Source organism: Microbacterium ureisolvens (assembly GCF_019511645.1).
GTDB classification, from domain to species: domain Bacteria; phylum Actinomycetota; class Actinomycetes; order Actinomycetales; family Microbacteriaceae; genus Microbacterium; species Microbacterium ureisolvens_A.
On sequence record NZ_JAEUAX010000002.1, the window covers coordinates 1 to 19,228 of the forward strand.

18 protein-coding genes and 1 pseudogene are annotated in these 19,228 nt (G+C 69.0%); 9 read left to right on the plus strand and 10 right to left on the minus strand.

Annotation, left to right across the window (positions count from 1 at the left end; translation table 11 throughout):
* Positions 1 to 197, plus strand: a pseudogene (locus tag JNB61_RS04170) (G5 domain-containing protein); the annotation flags it as partial.
* 1,001 nt (positions 198 to 1,198) lie between these two features.
* Here the strand turns inward: JNB61_RS04170 and JNB61_RS04175 are convergent.
* From JNB61_RS04175 to JNB61_RS04210, 8 genes are all read right to left on the minus strand, one after another.
* Positions 1,199 to 2,428: a catalase gene (locus tag JNB61_RS04175; RefSeq protein ID WP_220288684.1), complete on the minus strand. Its 1,230-nt coding sequence runs from the start codon at positions 2,426 to 2,428 to the stop codon at positions 1,199 to 1,201.
* A complete protein-coding gene (locus JNB61_RS04180) occupies positions 2,425 to 2,811 on the minus strand; it encodes a DUF427 domain-containing protein (RefSeq protein WP_220288683.1) in 387 nt (128 codons plus the stop codon). The genes JNB61_RS04175 and JNB61_RS04180 overlap by 4 nt, the downstream gene beginning before the upstream one ends.
* The gene (locus JNB61_RS04185) at positions 2,808 to 3,821 is read right to left on the minus strand and encodes a DMT family transporter (protein ID WP_220288682.1); all 1,014 of its coding nucleotides are present in this window, start codon (positions 3,819 to 3,821) and stop codon (positions 2,808 to 2,810) included. Before JNB61_RS04185 ends, JNB61_RS04180 begins: the two co-directional genes overlap by 4 nt.
* Positions 3,818 to 5,392 (minus strand): ATP-binding cassette domain-containing protein, encoded by a 1,575-nt coding sequence (locus JNB61_RS04190; RefSeq protein WP_220338845.1) that lies wholly within the window; start codon positions 5,390 to 5,392, stop codon positions 3,818 to 3,820. The genes JNB61_RS04185 and JNB61_RS04190 overlap by 4 nt, the downstream gene beginning before the upstream one ends.
* On the minus strand, positions 5,389 to 6,273 hold the full coding sequence (locus tag JNB61_RS20445; protein ID WP_220288680.1) for an ABC transporter permease: 885 nt from the start codon (positions 6,271 to 6,273) through the stop codon (positions 5,389 to 5,391). The genes JNB61_RS04190 and JNB61_RS20445 overlap by 4 nt, the downstream gene beginning before the upstream one ends.
* 1 nt (position 6,274) lies before the next feature.
* Positions 6,275 to 7,306: an ABC transporter permease gene (locus tag JNB61_RS04200; RefSeq protein ID WP_220288679.1), complete on the minus strand. Its 1,032-nt coding sequence runs from the start codon at positions 7,304 to 7,306 to the stop codon at positions 6,275 to 6,277.
* 5 nt (positions 7,307 to 7,311) lie between these two features.
* Entirely contained in the window at positions 7,312 to 8,859 is a 1,548-nt protein-coding gene (locus tag JNB61_RS04205) for an ABC transporter substrate-binding protein (protein ID WP_220288678.1), read from the minus strand.
* 121 nt (positions 8,860 to 8,980) lie between these two features.
* Positions 8,981 to 9,799, minus strand: coding sequence for a DUF427 domain-containing protein (locus tag JNB61_RS04210; protein ID WP_220288677.1), 819 nt, complete (start codon positions 9,797 to 9,799; stop codon positions 8,981 to 8,983).
* A 149-nt stretch (positions 9,800 to 9,948) separates the two neighbouring features.
* Between JNB61_RS04210 and JNB61_RS04215 the strand changes: the two genes are divergently transcribed.
* From JNB61_RS04215 to JNB61_RS04250, 8 genes are read left to right on the plus strand one after another with little or no spacing between them, the layout of a single operon-like run.
* Positions 9,949 to 10,983: an LLM class flavin-dependent oxidoreductase gene (locus JNB61_RS04215; protein ID WP_220288676.1), complete on the plus strand. Its 1,035-nt coding sequence runs from the start codon at positions 9,949 to 9,951 to the stop codon at positions 10,981 to 10,983.
* The gene (locus tag JNB61_RS04220; protein ID WP_220288675.1) at positions 10,980 to 12,308 is read left to right on the plus strand and encodes an NtaA/DmoA family FMN-dependent monooxygenase; all 1,329 of its coding nucleotides are present in this window, start codon (positions 10,980 to 10,982) and stop codon (positions 12,306 to 12,308) included. The genes JNB61_RS04215 and JNB61_RS04220 overlap by 4 nt, the downstream gene beginning before the upstream one ends.
* Positions 12,305 to 13,636 carry an NtaA/DmoA family FMN-dependent monooxygenase gene (locus JNB61_RS04225; protein WP_220288674.1) on the plus strand — a complete coding sequence of 444 codons (1,332 nt, stop codon included), beginning with the start codon at positions 12,305 to 12,307 and terminating at the stop codon, positions 13,634 to 13,636. The genes JNB61_RS04220 and JNB61_RS04225 overlap by 4 nt, the downstream gene beginning before the upstream one ends.
* Entirely contained in the window at positions 13,633 to 14,964 is a 1,332-nt protein-coding gene (locus JNB61_RS04230) for an O-acetylhomoserine aminocarboxypropyltransferase/cysteine synthase family protein (protein WP_308289131.1), read from the plus strand. The genes JNB61_RS04225 and JNB61_RS04230 overlap by 4 nt, the downstream gene beginning before the upstream one ends.
* Positions 14,961 to 16,289 carry an LLM class flavin-dependent oxidoreductase gene (locus tag JNB61_RS04235; RefSeq protein ID WP_220288673.1) on the plus strand — a complete coding sequence of 443 codons (1,329 nt, stop codon included), beginning with the start codon at positions 14,961 to 14,963 and terminating at the stop codon, positions 16,287 to 16,289. Before JNB61_RS04230 ends, JNB61_RS04235 begins: the two co-directional genes overlap by 4 nt.
* 14 nt (positions 16,290 to 16,303) lie before the next feature.
* Entirely contained in the window at positions 16,304 to 16,822 is a 519-nt protein-coding gene (locus JNB61_RS04240) for an NADPH-dependent FMN reductase (RefSeq protein ID WP_308289130.1), read from the plus strand.
* 2 nt (positions 16,823 to 16,824) lie between these two features.
* Entirely contained in the window at positions 16,825 to 17,832 is a 1,008-nt protein-coding gene (locus JNB61_RS04245) for an ATP-grasp domain-containing protein (RefSeq protein ID WP_220288672.1), read from the plus strand.
* Positions 17,833 to 17,842: 10 nt separating this feature from the next.
* Positions 17,843 to 18,424 (plus strand): flavin reductase family protein, encoded by a 582-nt coding sequence (locus JNB61_RS04250; protein WP_220288671.1) that lies wholly within the window; start codon positions 17,843 to 17,845, stop codon positions 18,422 to 18,424.
* Between the two features lie 256 nt (positions 18,425 to 18,680).
* Here JNB61_RS04250 and JNB61_RS20450 read toward each other — a convergent pair whose 3' ends face one another.
* Positions 18,681 to 18,917: a PhzF family phenazine biosynthesis protein gene (locus tag JNB61_RS20450; RefSeq protein ID WP_308289129.1), complete on the minus strand. Its 237-nt coding sequence runs from the start codon at positions 18,915 to 18,917 to the stop codon at positions 18,681 to 18,683.
* A gap of 88 nt (positions 18,918 to 19,005) precedes the next feature.
* Complete coding sequence (locus JNB61_RS20455) at positions 19,006 to 19,227, minus strand: hypothetical protein (RefSeq protein ID WP_308289128.1); 222 nt, start codon at positions 19,225 to 19,227, stop codon at positions 19,006 to 19,008.
* Position 19,228 lies beyond the last annotated feature (1 nt).

Sequence of the window (19,228 nt, forward strand, 5' to 3'; positions counted from 1 at the left end):
CCCCCGCCCCTGCGGCCCCGGCCGGGAACTGTGACTCCAACTATGCCGACGCCTGCGTCCCGATCGACAGCGACGTCGACTGCGCCGGCGGCAGCGGCAACGGTCCCTCCTACTTCAACGGCATCGCACGCGTGGTCGGCAGCGACATCTACGACCTCGACCGCGACGGCGACGGACTCGCCTGCGAACCCTACTAAGGCGAACACCGCCGATCGCGTTGTTCCGGATCGAACATCTGGCGGGCTGGGTCGAAGCCGGCTCAACCGCTGCCTCAGCCGCTCGCAAACGTACCTATCCGCGCAGCCCTCGCTGTGTCATCCGACTGGTCGTCGACGGATGAACGGCCGAGTCCATGCGCCCGCGGATCGCCAATGCGCCGAGATGCGCGGCGACGGTGCGGCTTCCGTTCGTCGCCCGCATGGGGATCATCAGATGTCAGCAAAGGCTCCCGATGAGAAGGACTACAGGGAAAACCAGGCGCGGGGCCAGGCAGACCACTCGCAGCGGTCGTCACAGCGCGGCACAGGACCCCCCGTTCCGTGCGCATCATCACAATGGCTCTGATCGCGACAACTGCAGCGACGCCGGCTGCGAGCACACCTCCGGCGGCCGGCAACACGAGAACAATGCCGTCGATCGAGTTGGTTGCACCCACCACGTCGCAAGGGAATGCAGCGGCAATGAGGTCCCGGCGGCGCTCGCGGCGACGGCGAGTAGCACCGCGGCGTCCGACGTGAGTCCTCGGCGATCTCAACGCGACTGCCCGACCGGCGTCATCGGTGCCAAGTCAGTCACGTGCCAACCGCACAGAGAGGTAGCGGCAGGGTTCATACCAATCGATGCCACGCGGGGGAATGCACGTTCAGCGCAGGACCGGGCCGTATTCCGCCGGCCGACTCCAACGAGCTGCAGCGGGAGCAGCAGCTGGAGAACTCCGTAGCGGGAGTCGGCGCGCTCCCCTCAGGAGACGCGGGTGATGAGCTGAGCCGACGCCTCCGGGGTATCGGTGGGATCGACGGGCGAGGGGTGGGCCTCGTCCTCGGCTCGTTCTCGCAGGTACCGAGGGTCATGGGCGAGAAAAAGAGCATGCGCGATTGCGAGCGACTGAATCATCACGGCTCCGTCCTGGCGACTGCGTCAATGGTCGCCGCCGGGCGGGTTTCACGCACGCGCCGGCGCAACACGACGAAACGCCCCGTCATGCAAGTGCCGCAATCTGGTTGGAGAGCGTCCCGTCGACGCGGCGCCAGTAGTCGAGCACCTGCAGGCGCAGGTCGGGGTCGACGAGGGGGCGGATGTGCTGAGCCGCTGTCACCGCCAGCCGCTGCCGAGCCGGGTCGTCGAGCACCGTCCGCACGAGCGTGCCCGCCTGCACGAAGTCGTCATCGTCGCGATGTGGTCGCGCCGCCTCCGATAATGCGAGCTCGTCGAACTCCGGGGCCGGATCCGTCATTGGTGCGGGTGCGTTGGGGGTCGTGACGCGGTGACGGTGGAACGTCGGGTAGCCCACCATGCGCGCGTGAAGCAGACGGTCAGGGCTGGGTCCGACGCCGGGGACGAACCGCCCCGGCGCGAAGGCGGCCTGTTCGATCTCGGCGACCTCGTCGCGTGGGTTGCTGTCGAGGACGAGCCGTCCGACGGGAACCGGCGGGACGTCGGACGTGGGCCAGAGCTTCGTGATGTCGAACGGGTTGAATCGGTGGGCGGCGGCGTCTGCCTCCCACATCACCTGAACATGAAGTCGCCAGGCCGGGTGGTCGCCGCGGTCGATGGCGGCGCGGAGGTCGCCGCGGTAGTACGTGGCCTCGGCGACGTCGAGCTCCGCGATGTCCTCCGCGGTGAGGTGAGCAGTTCCTTGCTCAGAGCGAAAGTGGCACTTCACCCAGAAGGCTTCGCCGTCCGCGTTCTCCCACCGAAACGTGTGGGTGCCGAAGCCGTCCTGGTGCCGCCACGACCGTGGGATGCCGCGGTCGCCCAGCAGCCAGGTCACTTGGTGGGCGGATTCGGGATGCTGCAGCCAGAATTTCCACAGCCTGTCGAGGTCGAACCGCGCCCGCCGTCCGTCGGCCGGATACAGCTTCTGCGCGACAACCAGGTGAGAGAAGGCGCGGTCGTCGTTGAGGAAGAAGATGGGTGAGTTCTTGCCGACGAGGTCGTATTCGCCGGCTTCGGTGAAGAACTTGACCGCGAAGCCGCGGATGTCGCGCCAGACGTCGGGTGACGAGTGGAAGCCGAGGGTGCTCGAGAATCGCACCAGCGTCGGGACGCGCACGCCCGGCTGGAAGACGGAGGCACGGGTGAAACCGCTGACGTCGTGGGTGACCTCGAAGTAGCCGTGTGCGCCCCCGCCTTCGGAGTGGCGGATCCGGACCGCGACGCCGGCGCCCGCGTCCAGGCCACGGGGCACCCGCGTCGCGGTGCCGGTCATGAGACGACGGTGACGGGGAGGACGTCGTAGAAGGCGACGTGACCGGCGATGTCGGCGAAAGCGGGGAACGGCTCAGGGTACGACCAGGCGACGGGTTCCCCGTCGCTGTCGGCACCGGCGAGACGCCAGTAGTCGCTGGCGACGCCCTTGAACGGGCAGTACGTGACCGACTCGACGGGCGTGAGCACATCCAGCCGCACGTCCTCGCGGGGGAAGTAGTAGCGCACCGGCACGTCGACCTCGTGCAGTTCGACCACGCGCGACGACGATGCCACCACCGTGTCGCCGTGACGCACTTCGAGCGTCTTGTCGGACGGGACCAGTCGCACGAGCCCTTCTTCGACCGCTCGCTCCGAGCGCTCGATGTCAGCGATCTGACTCATTGTCTTGCTCCTTCATAGTGGGGCCGCGAACCCGCGGCGGTGACGACCGGCGGCGCCGGCAGGCTTGAGTCTGCGGACCCGCGCGAACGAGAACGCCAGGGAACGGTTGCGAGCGCGACGCCGAGGAATGCCAGCCCTGCCCCCGTGACGTTGACGAGGACGAGGGGCTCCCCGAGGAGCAGCGCGTAGGCGTACCCGAGAACGGGGACCACGGCCGTCGCGGTGCCCGCCACCGCAGCGGGCACCCGCTCCGCCCCGTAGTTGTACAGGGCCATGGTCGGACCGGTCACGACCAGCGCGAGGAACAGCATGCTCGACCAGCTCGCCACGCCCACGGGGAACGTGGCGACGCCGCTGGCGACTTCCCATCCCACCCACGGCATGAGGAGCAGTGATCCCCATACAGCGGTCGCTGTTGCCAGGGTCAGCGCATCGGTCGTCGGTCGCGCAGGAGCTGCGGGCGCGGAGCCGAGCCAGCGAAGGAGAACGGTGTAGGCGGCGTAGGACGCGAGTCCTGCGACCAGCAGCACAGCGCCGAACCCCGGCTGAATTGATCCCGCGCTGGCCAAGACGATGCCGACGGTCGTGAGCGCGAGTCCGCAGATGACTGGTGGGGTGGGGCGTTCACCGATGAAGGTCCAGGCGAACAGGGCCGTGAGCACCGGCAGCGTCGCCGACATGACCGAAGCAGTTCCCGGGGTGGAGATGGAAAGCCCCAGATTGCTGGGCAGGTAGAAGAGGGCGACGCCCGTGAGGCCGAGGATGAGCGTCGTCGGCCTACGGAGGGCCGCCCACAGCTCGCGCCCTGCGCTGCGCCGACGAAGCCGGAGCAACACCCACATGAGCGGCAACGCGAGCACGAGCCGCAGCTCCGACAGCACCGCGGGCGACGCGGTGACCAGAACGAGGTCGCTGAGCACGTAGGTTGTGGACCACAGGAGCACCGAGACGGCGACCGCGACCGCGGGCAGGGCTCGACCCGGCTCGCCGGCGGGTCTGGTGTCGGTCATCGCGCCGCGCCGGCAAGTTCCTGGGCAGTCGTGTTCGCGCCGTCGACCTCGGGTGCCGGTCGGTCGTGCCGCGCGGCGGCGACGAGCGCGCGAGTGTACGGATGCTGTGCGAGACCGAAGATGTCGTCGGCGGGTGCTGTCTCAAGCACGCGTCCGTGTCGCATGACGGCGATCCGGTGGGAGATCCGACGGACGACTGCGAGGTCGTGCGAGATGAAGAGGTACGAGACGCCCGTTCGCTCTTGAAGGTCGGTGAGCAGGTCGAGGACGGTGGATTGGACGCTGACGTCGAGGGCGGAGGTGGGTTCGTCGCAGATGATGAGGGACGCCTGTCCGGCGAAGGCGCGAGCGATTGCGACGCGCTGCTTCTGACCACCGGAGAGCTCCTTGGGGAGCTTGTCGAGGGTATCGGTGCTGAGTCCTGTGGAAGCGAGGAGCTCCTCGAGTGTGGTGTCCCCGCCGAGCAGCTGTATCGCCCGGCGCAGGGTCTGCCGGACGGTCCGGCGAGGATTGAGTGACGCGTCGGGACTTTGGAAGACGATCTGCACCGGTGGGGGCGCCGTGGGCGCGTCGATCGTGACGTCGCCGTGGAAGGACGTCAGTCCCGCGACGACTCGCCCGAGGGTGGTCTTGCCGCTGCCGGACTCCCCCACGACCCCGAGCGTCTCTCCCCTTCCGATGTGCAGGTCGACGCCGTCGAGGGCGAGGTGGGCGCCGTAGCTCTTGGTCAGCCCGGTCGCGCGAAGCAGCGGCGGGGCCCCGACCAGCGGAGTCCGGGCTGAGCCGTCGAGGTGTGGAATCGCTCGAATGAGTGAGCGGGTGTAGGCGTGGGCGGGCTGAGCGAGCAGATCATCGGACTGTGCGGTCTCGACGAGCCGGCCGCGTTCGAGGACTCCGACCCGGTCGCAATGCGAGGCGACGAGCGGCAGGTCGTGACTGATGAACAGGCTCGCGAATCCCAGCTCGGACTGAAGCCCACGGACGAGAGCGAGCACGCCGGCCTGCACCTGGCTGTCGAGGCCGGTGGTCGGCTCATCCAGAATGAGCAGCCGCGGTCGGGCGGCGAGCGCCATCGCGATCATGACTCGTTGCTGCTGTCCGCCGGAGAGTTCGTGCGGATAGCGCGCGGCGAGCGCGGCGGGGTCGGGTAGCCCGACCTCTTCGAATGACCGGAGCGTCGCTGCACGGACGGCCGCCCGGTCGTCGGGCCCGCGGAGCGCGTACGCTTCCGCGACCTGGGCGCCCACGGTCGAGGTGGGGTTGAGGGCGCGGGACGGCTCTTGGTAGACCACCCCGATGTGATTTCGGCGGAACCGGCGGAGGTCGGAGCCTGCGAGCAGTCGGAGGTCTTTGCCCGCGACGTCCAGGCGTTGCGCGTCGACGCGTGCGCCCGCCGGAAGGTAGCGCGTCAGGGCGAGGGCGATGGTGCTCTTGCCCGAGCCGGACTCACCGACCAGCCCGTAGGACTCGCCCTCGTGGATCTCGAAGTCCACTCCTTCGACGGCGCGGCGCAACCTGCCCTCGACCCGGTAGTCGATGGTCAGTCCGCGGGCGGTGACGACCTCCGTCATCGGCGCAGCACCTCCTTGAGGTTGTCGGCGAGAAGGTTCACCGAGACGACGAGAGACGCGATGGCGAGGGTCGGGAAGACGAGCGTCCACCAGGCGCCCTGCAGATACGCGCGGTTCTCGCTGACCGCCAGCCCCCAGTCGGGGGATGGTGGCGCGGCGGCCAGGCCGAGAAACGAGAGAGACGATGCGACGAAGACCGCCCCGCCGATGCTCAGTGTCGCCTGTACCACGACCTGCGGCCACACGTTGGGAAGCAGCTCGCGGCCGAGGATGCGCCCGGTCCGCTCGCCTTGCACCTGCGCGCTGGTCACGTAGTCCTTCCCCATCTCGACGAGGACCTCGGCGCGGATGATGCGCGCGATGCCGGGCGCGAACAGCACTCCTATGGCGAGCGCGAGGACGAGCGGGCTGCTGCCGAAGGCACCGACGACGACGAGCAGGAAGATGAGTGTGGGGAGGGCGAGGAACACGTCGAACGAGCGCATGAACAGCTGGTCGACCCAGCCGCGGCGGTATCCGGCGACCAATCCGAGGGTCGCGCCGAGCACGGTCGCCAGTGCCGTGCCCAGGGGTGCGACGATGAGCGCGGATTCTGCGCCGGCGAGCACCCGGGCGAGAACGTCACGTCCGATGCGGTCGGTGCCGAGCCAGTGCTCCGGGCTGGGCGGCGCGAGCTTCACGCCCGTGTTGGCGAAGGGGTCGATGCCGAACCAGCGCCAGCCGATGGCGACGACGACCCACCACACGATGACGAGCGCGCTGAGGACGAACGTCGGGCGCCGCAGCAGCGCAGCCCACCCGCTCGGGATGCCCGCACCAGGCGTGGCGCGGTCGGCAGCGGCGACGGCGATGTGATCGGAGGCGAGGACGTCTGCGGCCACGTCAGCCCTTTCCTGTGAAGCGGACCCGCGGATCCACGATGGTGAAGACCAGGTCGGTGACCAGCAGGGCGATGAGCGAGATGAGACCGGTGACCATGACGCCCGCGACCAGCACGAAGACGTCCTTCTTCTGGGTGGCGGTGACCAGCAGCTCCCCCAGGCCGGGGTAGCCGAACAGGGTCTCGACGACCGCGCTGCCTCCCAGGAGCGCGCCGAGGTAGACACCGAGCAGAGAGATGGTGGGGATGAGAGCGTTGCGCGCGACGTGACGGCGGAACAGGTCGCCGCCCCGGAGACCCTTGATGACCGCGGTCCGGTAGAACTGCGAACCGGTGGTCTCGATGACCCCGCTGCGGGTCATCCGTGCGAGTACGGACAGGTATCCGAAGGCCAGCGTCAGCGCCGGCAGCGTCATGGCGCGCAGCTGGGGCAGGAACCCGGCGCCGACGGCATCGCCGGACTGAATCGGCAGAATCGGGAAGATCAACCCGAACACGATCAGCAGCACGACGCCCATGACGAACTCCGGCACGGACGCCAGCGACATGAGGCCCACCGTGAACGCCCGGTCCGTGCGCGATCCCTCCCGGCGCGCCTGTACCACCCCGATGCCGATCGCCAGCGGCACCAGGATGAGGAACGCGAACACGCCCAGCGCGACGGAGTTACCCAAGCGCTCCAGGATCAGCTCTCGCACCGACTCCCCGTAAACGATGCTGGTGCCCCACTGCCCCACGAAGAAGCCGCCGATCCACGACAGATACCGCTCGATGACGCTGCCGTCCAGGCCACGGGCGGCGTTCCACTCGGCAACCTGCTCCGCGCTTGCGTAGGGCCCGAGCGCGTTGCGGCCCGGATCGCCCGGCACGATCTGGATGAGCCAGAACACGAGGACGGACACCACGAAGAGAACGGCGGGGATCTGCAGAAGGCGTCGCCCGACCAACGCCGGGGTACCGCGGTGTCTCGCTCCGAGCACCGCCAGCCCCCGCCCGAGGCGGGGACCGCTGTCGAGGCGAGGGCTGACGGACATCGGGGTCACTCCGAGATCGAGATACCGGAGAAGTCGAACCCGGTGTAGAAGTCGAGCGCGCCGGCGAACTCGCCCTCCACCCGCGGGTCCTGCAGCGACTGTGCCTTCGAGAACGCAGGAACGATGACCGGCAGGTCGGTCCACTGGATCTCGGCGATCTGATCGGCGAGATCCTGCCGCTTCGCCTCGTCGGTGGTGGCGTCGAACTCGGCCGTGAGCTGCTCGATCTCGGGGTTGGCGTAATGCGACGCGTTCCACGCGGCGTCGGCGGCGTAGATGAGCGAGACATACTGCGACGGCACGCGCTTCGCCCAGTTCGTGACCGTCACCGGTGCGTTCAGCCACGGGGTGCTGTCACCGTCGGCGTAGTACTGCTCGCTGGTGAGCACTTCCAGCTCGACCTGGAAGCCGGGGATGGCGTTCAGCTGTTGCTGCAGCACCTCACCGAACAGCTGGTTCGCGGTGGTGATGGTGAAAGCGACAGTGCGGCCGTCCAGCAGCTCGGCCACCCGGTCGAGGTCCTGCTCGCGCTGCTTGAGGCCGGCCGGCTGCGGGTCGTAGTCGGGGAAGAACGTGGTGTCGTTCGCGATATCCGCGTTGCCCTCGTACACGTCGTCGATGAGGCCCTGGCGGTCGATGGCCCACGCGAGCGCTTCACGCACCGACGGGTCGTCGAACGGCGCCGTGGTGACGTCGAGGAAGATGCCGTCGATCTTGTTGTAGCCGGACGAGATGACGCTGTAGTCAGCCTTGTCGACGGTGGAGGCGACATCGGAGGTGAGCGCGATCCGATCGATCTCTCCCGCCTGGAAGGCGAGGAGCTGCGCCTGCGTGTCGCCGTAGACCTTGAGCTCCACACCGTCCAGCAGGATGTTGTCGGCGTTCCAGTAGTCCGGGTTCTTCACATAGGTCGCACCCTGCCCGACCGTGTAGTCCTCGAGCAGGAACTGTCCCGCGCCGACCGGTTCGTCCAACCAGGTCCCCGGCTCGTAGTCCGCGGGGAGGATTCCCGTGTTGGTTCCGGTGAGAAGAAGCGGGAAGTCCGAGAACGGCCGCTCGAGCGTGAATTCCACGGTCTGCTCGTCGGCCGCGGACACGGAGGCGAGGATGCCGTCGAACGCGCTGCGACCCGGAGACAGGCTGTCCTCGCCGGTGATCGAGTCGAAGGTCGCCACGACGTCCTCCGACGTCACCGGGTCGCCGTCGTTGAACTCGGCACTGTCCCGCAGGGTCACCGTCCAGGTGAGCCCGTCCTCGGATGCGAACCAGTCCGTGGCCAGCCTGGGGTTGAGGTCGCCGGCGGCGTCCAGGCTCACCAGGGGCTCGGTGACCAGGCCGGTGATGATCTGGGCGTTGTAGTCCGCGACGGTCAGCGGGTCGATCTCGGTGCCCGGGTCGGAGATGGGCAGGCGGTAGACCGCTTCGGCGCCGGAGTCGGTGGCGGAGCCGCCCGCCTCGGACGTGGCGCACGCCGTCAGGCCCAGGGCGAGGGCGCCGACCGCGAGCGCGGCGAGAGCGCCCCGTGGGACGCGGCGGTCAGTGACGTGGGACATGTGGTTCCTCTCGGGTGGACGTGCGGGCGAGGGATCGACCGCACGTGAAGCTGTGGTCAGCGATAGTGGAACGGCGCGGAGGCGGCGGCCAAGCGCCGGTGACGCCGAGAGTCACTGGATGTCACGAGGCGTCATGCACGTTCACACGGCCCGCAATGACCCCGTCCACCTCGACCGTGACGCGCTCGGAGTAGAAGGCGACGAGCCCCGCAATGGGCGCGACGACCGGCAGCGGAGCCGGGTACGACCATGCGATCTCGCGGTCCGGGCCTGACGCGGAAGCCCAGTAGTCGGTGGCTCGCCCTTTGTACGGGCACTCGCTCCACGAGGAGATTGCGCGCAGCGCGGACCACACGATGTCGGTCCGCGGGAGGTAGTACCGAGGCGGCAGCCCCGTCTCGTAGACGATGACCGGCGCATGCGAGTCCGCGAGGACCCGGTCGCCTTCGCGCACGACGACGTGCCGACTGGACGTGAGAGCGTCGACGCGGTTGCGCGGATCGCGAGGGTGGGCGAAGACGGGCTCGTCCTCCTCGGTCCACCCGTCGAGCACGTCGGGGAACCATGTGACCGCGATGAAGCCGTCGAGCTCGTCGAGATCCCACGTCCACGCCGCCGCCGGCACCCGGCGTTCTCCGTCCACCAAGTCGAACCAGTGGCGGGCGGGCAGCCTCGGACGGTAGTAGTCGGAGGCAGGAGCATCACCCGGGACGAGCAGGTCGGTGCGCACGTCGTCGAGCGGGAAGCCGTACTCGGGCACCTTGGCGCCGGGCTCCCACACCAGGATGGCGCGTCGGCTCTCGACGACCGCGGTGTCACCCAGATAACCGCGGAGCCACCGCTGGCTGGGTTCCCACGCCCATGTCGGAGACGTGGCGGGCGGGCGGCGCACCAAGGCGTCGCTGGATCGCGGATGGACGGCGGTGTTCTTCGCGGACATGGCTCCTCCGGGATGCTGCGGTGGGTCGACCGATCCAGGAAAGACCCCCGCCGGGTGCCCCGCACCTGGATTGCTGGCGATGACTGCGCATGACCTTGCATGACGAACGGACCACCGCACGGTCGCGCGGCCGTCCTACCGTGACCGGCATGACCTCGAACGACCACCTCGCTGCGGCGCGTTCCACGCTGCCCGTCGGGCTGTTCGCGCACCTGGCCGAACACCGCGGCAGCGTCGAGCAGACATACCTCGACTACCTCGACCTGTTCGAGTACTCGGAGAGCGTGGGCGTCGAGTCCGCCTGGGTGCGCCAGTTCCACCTCGCGCGCCCCACTGCCGGCCGACTGGGAGGCCTGCCGTCGCCCTTCGTCTTCCTCGGGGCCCTCGCCGCCCGCACCACCACGCTCCGCCTGGGAACTGCTGCGGTGACACTGCCACTCGAACAGGTGCTCCGGGTTGCGGAGGACGCAGCCGTGCTGGACGCAGTGAGCGGCGGACGCGTCGAGCTGGGTCTGGCCAACGGCGGGCAGCCGCAGATCGCGGAGGCTTTCGGCATCCGTCGCATCGACGACCGGGAGGGGAGCCGTCGCGCCTACCTCACGTCCGTCGACCACCTGATCGCCGCACTCCGGGGCGAGACGCTCACCCCCGACGGCGAAGTGCTCGCGCCCGCACGGCCAGGTCTCGCCGACCGGATCTGGCACGCGACGCTGACCGAACAGAGCGCGTTCGAAACCGGACGCCGCGGCGAAGGCGTCCTCATCGGCACCACGCAGGTGGTGCCCGGTGAAGTCTCGGCGGCCGCCTACCACCGGGGGCTGAGAGAAGGCGCAGCACCCCGCGTCGGCCTGTCGACGTGGATCTTCCCGGCCCGCGACCGCGACGAGGCACTGCGCCTGGCCGAGCCGGGCCTCGTCGCCAAATGGGAGTGGGCCAAAGACTTCCTGCCGAGGGCCGACTCCACCGGGGATATCGCGGATCGGCTCAACCTGCACTACGGCACCGCGGCGGACATCGCCGCCTCCATCGCGGGCCACCCCGCGTTCCCGCATACGACGCAGATCCAGCTGCAGCTCGATGGTCTATACCGGGACGTGGACCAGCAGAAAGCGGCCCTCGCACTCTTCGCCGGTGAGGTCGCCCCGGAACTCGCCCGCGCCCGTCGCACGGCGGTCGCCGCGTGAGCCGGGCACCTCTGGTCTTCGCCGCCGGTATCTTCTACCCGGGCGGCGAGCACATCACCGGGTGGCGCGCGCGGGGCTCCGAACCCGAGGCGTACCTCGACCTCGACTACTACACGCGCTTCGCGCAGACCGCCGAAGCCGGCCGATTCGCCACACTGTTCCTCGCGGACGAACTGTATGTCTGGGACCGGTTCCGCTCGGGCATCGACCATGGCGTCAACGTGCGCCTCGAGCCGTTCACGCTGCTGAGCGCGTTGTCGCAGGTCACCGACCGCATCGGCCTGGCCGCGACCGTGTCGACCACCTACAACGAGCCGTACCACGTCGCCCGCAAGCTCGCCTCCCTCGACCACATCAGCGGCGGCCGTGCGGCCTGGAATCTTGTCACCAGCGCGAGCGACGAGGAAGCACGCAACTTCGGCCGTGACGTGCACCTGGAGCATGGTCTGCGCTACCGGCGCGGCGCCGAATTCGTCGATGTCGTCAACGGACTGTGGGACGGCTGGGACGATGACGCGTTCCTATTCGACAAACAGTCCGGCCTGTACGCCGACCGCGCCAAGCTGTCTGTTCTGAACCACCACGGAGAGCACTTCGCCGTCCGCGGGCCTCTCAACATCCCACGACCGGTGCAGGGGCATCCACCGCTTTTCCAGGCCGGCGCCTCCGAAGCCGGCCGTGACTTGGCCGGACGCACCGCGGACGCCGTCTTCACTCTCGGCGGTGGCGACCTCGACTCCGGACTGGCTCTGTACCGCGACTACAAGAAGCGCGCGGTCTCGGCAGGACGCGCCGAGGACGACCTGAAGGTGCTGCCTTGGTTCTCACCCATCATCGGCAGCACCGAAGCCGAAGCTGAGGAACGATTCCGCGAGCTTGCGGACCTCACCCCCGGGCAGGTCCAGGTCGACCTTCTCGCCCACTACCTCGGGACCGATCTCGGCGAGCGCGACGTCGACGAGCCGTTCACGTTCGATTTCGACCTCGACGGATTCAATCAGTCCAAGTCGGGCTACCAGTCGATCGCCGCGCTCCTCGCACAACGTCCCTACACGATCCGCGAACTGGCGTGGGATGTGCTGCGACGCCGCTTCACACTAGGCACTCCCGACACGCTCGCGGCGCACCTCGTCGATCGGTATGAGCGCGGCGCCGCGGACGGGTTCATCCTGATGTCCCCCACCCTGCCCGACACCCTCGACCGCTTCGTGGCCGACATCGTGCCCCGCCTGACCGACGCCGGTGTCTACCCGGCCGAGTACGCCGGCGACACCCTCCGCGAGAACCTCGGCCTCGCCCGACCCGCACGGAGGACTGCCGCATGACCCGTCGACTGCTTCTCGGAGCATTCCTCTTCCACCCCGGCGGATCCCATGTCTCGGGGTGGCGACACCGCACCGCCGAGCCGCACCGGCATGTCGACATCGACTACTACGCGCGCTTCGCCGAGACGGCCGAGCGTGGCGTCTTCGACACGATCTTCCTCGCCGACGGACTGTACCTCTGGGACCGGTTCCCCTCGGGCGTGGACCACTACGGGCAGACCCGCCTCGAGCCGCTGACCTTGCTGTCGGCCCTCGCCGTCCGGACCAGCCGGATCGGGCTGGCCGCGACCATCTCGACGACCTACAACGAGCCGTTCCATGTCGCCCGTGCCATTGCCTCGCTCGACCACATCAGCCGGGGTCGCGCGGCGTGGAACCTGGTGACCTCCCGGTACGACGAGGAGGCCCGCAACTTCGGCGGCGACGACCACCTCGACCACTCGCTGCGCTACGAGCGCGGAGAGGAGTTCGTGCGGGTGGTGCAGCAGCTGTGGGACAGCTGGGCCGATGACGCGATCCTCGCCGACCGGGAGAGCGGCCTGTTCGCGGATGCCAAGAAGCTGCACGTCGCGGACCACCGCGGCACGCACTTCACCGTCCGCGGCCCGCTCAACGTCACCCGGCCGCCGCAAGGCTACCCGGTGCTGTTCCAGGCGGGCGGGTCGGCCGCCGGACAGGAGCTGGCTGCCGCGACCGCCGACGCCGTCTTCGCACGCCCGCTTCCACTCGCCGACGCGCAGGCGTTCTACGCCGGGTTGAAGGAGCGCGTCGTGGCGCACGGCCGCCGACCCGAGGATGTCGCGATCCTGCCGTCGCTGCGTCCCGTCGTCGCCGAGACCGAACGGGATGCGCGGGAGTTGGCCGAGGAGATCCTCGCGTCCACCCCCCCGGCGATCATCGTGGAGGACGTGGCACACTCCATCGGCCAGACGCTTCCCGCCGACCCGGACGCCGCCATCGCCTTCGTCCCCGACACCGACATCGCGAACGAGTCGCAGTCGCCGAACCGCCGCGTCGCGCGGCTGCTCTCGGGCGAGCGCCTCACCCCACGCGACCTGTACGCCGAGTCGTTCTGGGAGTCTGTGTCCGTCGGCACGGCGACGTCCATCGCCGACGACGTGCAGGAGCGGTTCGAGTCCGGTGCGGCGGACGGGTTCGTCGTCCAGGCCCTCACCCAGCCATACGGGTTCGAGAGTTTCGTCGACCTTGTCGTTCCCGAGCTGCAGCGCCGCGGACTGACGCGCACCGCCTACGAGGAGACCACGCTGCGCGAGCGGCTCGGTCTCACCCGCCCCGCCCGCGTCACCCCGACGGTGGTGTCCGCGTGACGATCACCGAATCCGCCGGGCGCCTCGGGTTCTCGACCCGCCAACTCCACGCGGGCGCGGAGGCCCACGGTCCGCACCGCCCCCGCGCGACTCCCATCTATCTCACCGCAGGCTTCGAGTTCGATGACTTCGACCAGGGCCACGCGCGATTCGCGGGCACCGACGACGGTTTCAGCTACACGCGTGTGGGCAATCCCACCAACGCCGCCGCCGAGCGCCGCATCGCCGATCTGGAGTCCGGCATCGGTGCCGTCCTCGTCGGCAGCGGCCAGGCGGCCGTCGCCACCACTCTGCTCTCACTGGTCCGCGCCGGCGACCACGTCCTGTCATCGTCGAGCATCTACGAAGGCACCCGTGAACTCCTGCGCGACGACCTCGCCCGTCTCGGCGTGGACGTCGACTTCGTCGAAGAACCGAACTCACCCGACGCGTGGGAAGCGGGGATCCGTCCCCGCACCCGCCTCCTCTTCGCGGAGTCCATCCCCAACCCCAAGAACGACGTGCTCGATATCGCCGCGATTGCGGCGCTCGCGCACGCTCACGGCCTCCCGCTGGTCGTGGACAACACGCTCGCGACGCCCTACCTCGTGCGTCCGCTCGAGCACGGCGCCGACGTCGTCGTCCACTCGGCCAGCAAATTCCTCGCCGGTCACGGCACGGTCTTGGGCGGAGTCATCGTCGACAACGGGCGGTTCGACTGGGCGGAGCGGACGGATGCCTACCCGCAGCTGTCGCAGGAACGCGGGCCCGACGGGCTCACGGTCGTCGAGCGCTCGGGACGCAGCGCGTTTCTCGACTTCGCCCGCCGGACGGCCATGCGGTACGGCCCTGCCCCCTCGCCGCTGAACGCCTTCCTGATCCTGCAGGGGATCGAGACGCTTTCGCTGCGCGTGCAGCGGCAGTCGGAGACGGCGCTGAAACTCGCGCGCTGGCTGGAGCAGCATTCTGCCGTCGAGTCGGTCGATTACAGCGGTCTGGAATCCAGCCTCCACCATGACCTCGCTCGGCGGTATCTGCCTCGAGGGCAGGGGTCGGTGTTCGCGGTGACGGTGCGCGGTGGCCGGACCGCGGCACGCACGTTCACCGATGCGCTGCGCATCTTCACGCGTATGACTCACCTCGGCGATGTCCGCTCCCTCGTCCTTCATCCCGCAACCACCACGCATGTGCTCCGGGACTCGCAGCAGCTGGCCGCCAGCGGCATCGGCGAGGGTCTGCTGCGACTGTCCATCGGGCTGGAGGATCCCGACGACCTCATCGCCGATCTCGACCAAGCGCTCGCGTCCGTGACCGCCGCAAGCCTTCTCCGCGAGGCAGGAATCGTATGACCCGTCAACAGCACTTCGGCTGGTTCCTCTCCCGCGGCTTCGGCCCGCAGGGCTGGGCACGCTCTTACCACGAGTGGAACTACGCGTGGCAGAAGCCGGATCTGTACCAGCAGTCGGCGCGGGAGCTCGAGCAGGCCGGCTTCGACTTCGTGCTCATCGAGGACGCGCTCTCGGTGGGCATCACCCCGGAGACCCTGAACCTCCGCGTGCGCAAGGCGTACGGCGGGCCCAAGCACGACCCGTGGACGCTCGCTCCGTACCTCTTCGCCGCGACCCGGCACCTCGGCGTGATCCCGACCGTGAACGCCGGCGCCTACCCGCCGTACCTCGCCGCGCGCCAGTTCGCATCGCTGCAGCACCTGAGCTCGAGCCGGCTGGGGCTCAATGTGGTCACCGACGTCGGCAGCGCCCACCACTTCGGGGCGGAGCGACTCCCACACGACGAAGCCTACGACCGCGCGCAGGAGTGGCTGGACGCCTTGAACCTGCTGTGGCACAGCTGGGGCGATGAGGCTCTCATCGCCAACCCCCGCACTCAGGTATACGCCGACGGCACCAAGATCACGGCCGTGCAGCACCGAGGCCGCTACTTCTCGTTCGACGGCCCGCTCAATGCCGAACCACTCCCCCACGGCGACCCCGTCGTCGCATCACCGGGCGGCTCCCCGCGCGGTATCGACTTCGCGGGTCGCAACTCGCAGATCCAACTCGCCCTGTCCAACCTCGATGTGGAGAGCGTGCGTTCGTACCGCACCAAGGTGCAGACGGCGGCCGCTGCGCACGGGCGCGATGTGTCCGACATCAAGGTGCTTTTCGTGTTCAAGCCCATCGTCGCGGCGAGTCGGGAGGAAGCCGACCGCATCGTCGAAGCGTCCGCTCACCCGACCGACGCAGCGCTCCTCGAGGTCGCCGAGGCGTGGTCAAGTGACCTGGAGACCGACCTCACCGCCCTCGACCTCGACCGACCCCTCAACCCCGACGAGGTCTTCGGGCAGCACGTGTCCCAGGGCACCATCAAAGGCCTCCGCGGCCGGTTCGATTCGTTCGACGGTGTTCCGCTGCGCGAGATCCTCGCGGGCAAAGCGCGACTGGGCCGCATCGGAGACGGCATCAGCGGCACCGTCGGTACCGCCGATGAGCTCGCCGACCTCATCGAAGCGCTCGGCGACGACGCCGGCAACGACGGCCTGATCTTCTCCGGCGACCTCCACCCCGTCACGCTCCACCGCGCGCTCGACGACCTCGTCCCGATCCTCCGCCGGCGAGGCATCCTGCGATCCGAGTTCGTCGACGGCGGACTGCGCCCCAACCTTTCCGCCTTCTGAGCATCGGAGTCCTGGTGTCCATCGTCGTCCTCATGGGTAACCCGCAACCGCGCTCGCGCACCAGCCTCGTCGCCGAGGAACTCGCGGCCCAGCTCGCCGCCCGCAGCGGGGCGAAGGTGACGGCCACCATCGAACTTGCGGATGTCGCCGACACGCTGTTCCGATTCCCGGATGCCACGATCGACCGCCTGCTCGAACAGGTGGCCGCCGCCGATGTCCTCATCGTCGCGAGCCCGACCTACAAGGCGACCTACACCGGCTTACTGAAGGCGTTCGTCGACCGCTACCCCGCCGGCGGCCTCGCCGACGTCACCGCCATCCCCCTACTGACGATCGGAGGGCCAAGCCACGCCCTGGCCGTCGAGCACGGCCTGCGGCCGCTGCTCGTCGAGCTCGGAGCGTCCACCCCCACCGCGGGCATCGCGTTCCCGGCCGCCGACGTCGAGCAGCGCAGAGAGATCCTCGGCGCCTGGCTGGAGCGAGAGTGGCCGCGACTGCGAGCGCCGCTGAGCGCGGCGTCGGCGAAGGCGTAACCGTGCCGGTCGACCACAGCGGCCCCGTCGTGCATCTACTGCACGACAATCCCGAGTGGCTCCGCGTCTTCGAGCTGGCGTTCGCCGACGCCGGAGTGCCCCTGCGCACGTGGGAGTGGCACGAGTTCCCGCTGACGCTCGATCAGGCACCGCCCCCAGGCGTGTACTGGTCCCGGCTCAGCGCCTCCGCGCACACGCGCGGCAGGCCGCACGCCAAGGACAGCGCCCGCGCACTGCTCGGCTGGCTCGAGTCGTGGGATCGGCGGGTCGTGGGCGGCTCACAGGTGGCCGAGCTCGAAGTCAGCAAGGCCGCCCAGCACGCGGCGCTTCGCCGCGCGGGACTCGACGTGCCCCGCACCGTCGCCGTCGCCGATCCCACACAGCTCGTCCCGGCCGCCGCCGGGTTCGCGGCGCCGTTCATCGTCAAACACAACCAGGGCGGCAAGGGGCTCGGCGTCCGGCGATTCGACGGCGTGGAGGAGCTCGCCGTCGAAATCGAGACGGGAGGGATCGACCCGTCCCCCGATGGCATCACGCTCGTGCAGGAATATCTCACCTCGCGTGACGGGTCCATCACGCGGGCCGAGTTCGTCGACGGACGCTTCGTGTACGCCGTTCGCGTGGACACGAGCGGCGGGTTTGAGCTCTGTCCGGCAGAGGCATGCGACGTGCCCGGTACACCGGCTGAGCAGTTCACATTGCGGCACGACATCGGGTCGACACATCCGCTGGTGAGGGCCTACGAGCGCTTCTTGGCCGCTCACCGTATCGAGATCGCCGGGATCGAGTTCGTCGAGACGCTCGACGGACGCGTGGTCACGTACGACGTCAACACGAACACCAACTACAACCCCGCCGTGGAGCACGCAGCAGCAGAGCCTGCCACACGCCGTGTGGCGCGCGCCTTCCAGAGGCTGCTCCGCGAGGCGGGAAGCGACTCGATCCGACACGCAGCGCAACGTGTCGACAACGAGGTTCACAATCTCGCGACCGTCTCCGATCAAGCTTAGCGTCGAGCCCATGAGCGGAATCCAGGTAACCTCCGACGATAACGGCACATCGAACCGCCGGCCGTCGCGCAGCTTCGGGCCCGCCCTCTCCGCGGACACCTTCAAGGCACTCTTCCGCGGTCATCCCGGCGGGGTCGCCGTCATCACCGCCAACGGTCCCGACGGACCGGTCGCCCTCACCGCCTCATCCGTGTCGTCCGTCAGCGTGGACCCGCCGCTGCTCATCTTCTCGGTGTCGGCCCACTCCTCCGCGTCCGCTGCCATTACGGCCGCCGGCACGCTCGTCGTCCACCTGCTCGACGCGGAGGACGTCGAGCTCGCCCGACTCGGTGCGACCAGTGGCGTCGACCGTTTCGCGGATCGTGACGCGTGGACATCCCTCTCCACCGGTGAACCCGTGTACCACGGCGTGCGCGCGTGGGCGCGTTGTGCCGTCGTCAGCCGGATGGATGCCGGCGGCTCCACGGTCATCGCCGCGCAGGCCATCCGAGCCAGCGTCGGAAGGACGGTCGATGTGGGCGCTTCGGCAAACGCACTGGTGTATCACAACCGTGAATGGCACAGACTCGGCGAGCACTCACTCATCCGCTAGATCGTGGCACCAGCCAGGACCCGAATCCGGTCATCGTCGCCGCCGGGATCGATCCGATCCTGGCACTCGCGATCGGGTTCGAATGCCCGCGGGCGGTTCCCGATCGTTTCGCGCCCCCTCAATGATCCGGAATGCACGAGGTGGTCCCTCGATCGCTCGACGCCCGTTTGGGGATGCCTATCGAACGTGCTTGTGCCCGCTCGCAACGCACCGGTTACGAGCAATGCGCGGATGCGGATCCGCTCTGACGGGGTCGTCAGAGGTCGGCGGTTCCGGAGATGACTACGTCTGCGCGCCCACCGACCCAGATGTGACCATCTTCGCTGTTGATGTGCACGCGTCCGCGTCGGCCGATCGCGCCACCCTGAGCCGCGAGGTACGGCGCTCCTATTCGTCCGGTCGCGATGAGCCATTCCGCGGCGGCGGCGTTGAGGCTGCCCGTGACGGGGTCCTCGCGGAGCGGCCCGGCGCCGTCCGTGAAGAATGCCCGCACCTCGACAGCCGGCAGCGAGTCGGCTTCGTGCAGTCCGAGAACGCCGATGTCCCAGCGGCCGGGGTGCCGGAGGCATCCGGACGCAGGCTCAGAACAGTCGCCGCGTCTGCGAGTAGCACTCCCACCAGCCGGGGCCGTTGTCGAGCCACTCGGCATCCAGGATCTCCCCGTTTTCGATGCCGAGGATCTCGGCGACCGCCGTGAGCAGATCGGCGTCGACCGCGCCGGAGCGGAGTCGGGGCGGGGCGGCGAAGGCGAGGATGTCACCGTCGAGGCGCACGGGAACGACACCGGCACCGCATTGCTGCATG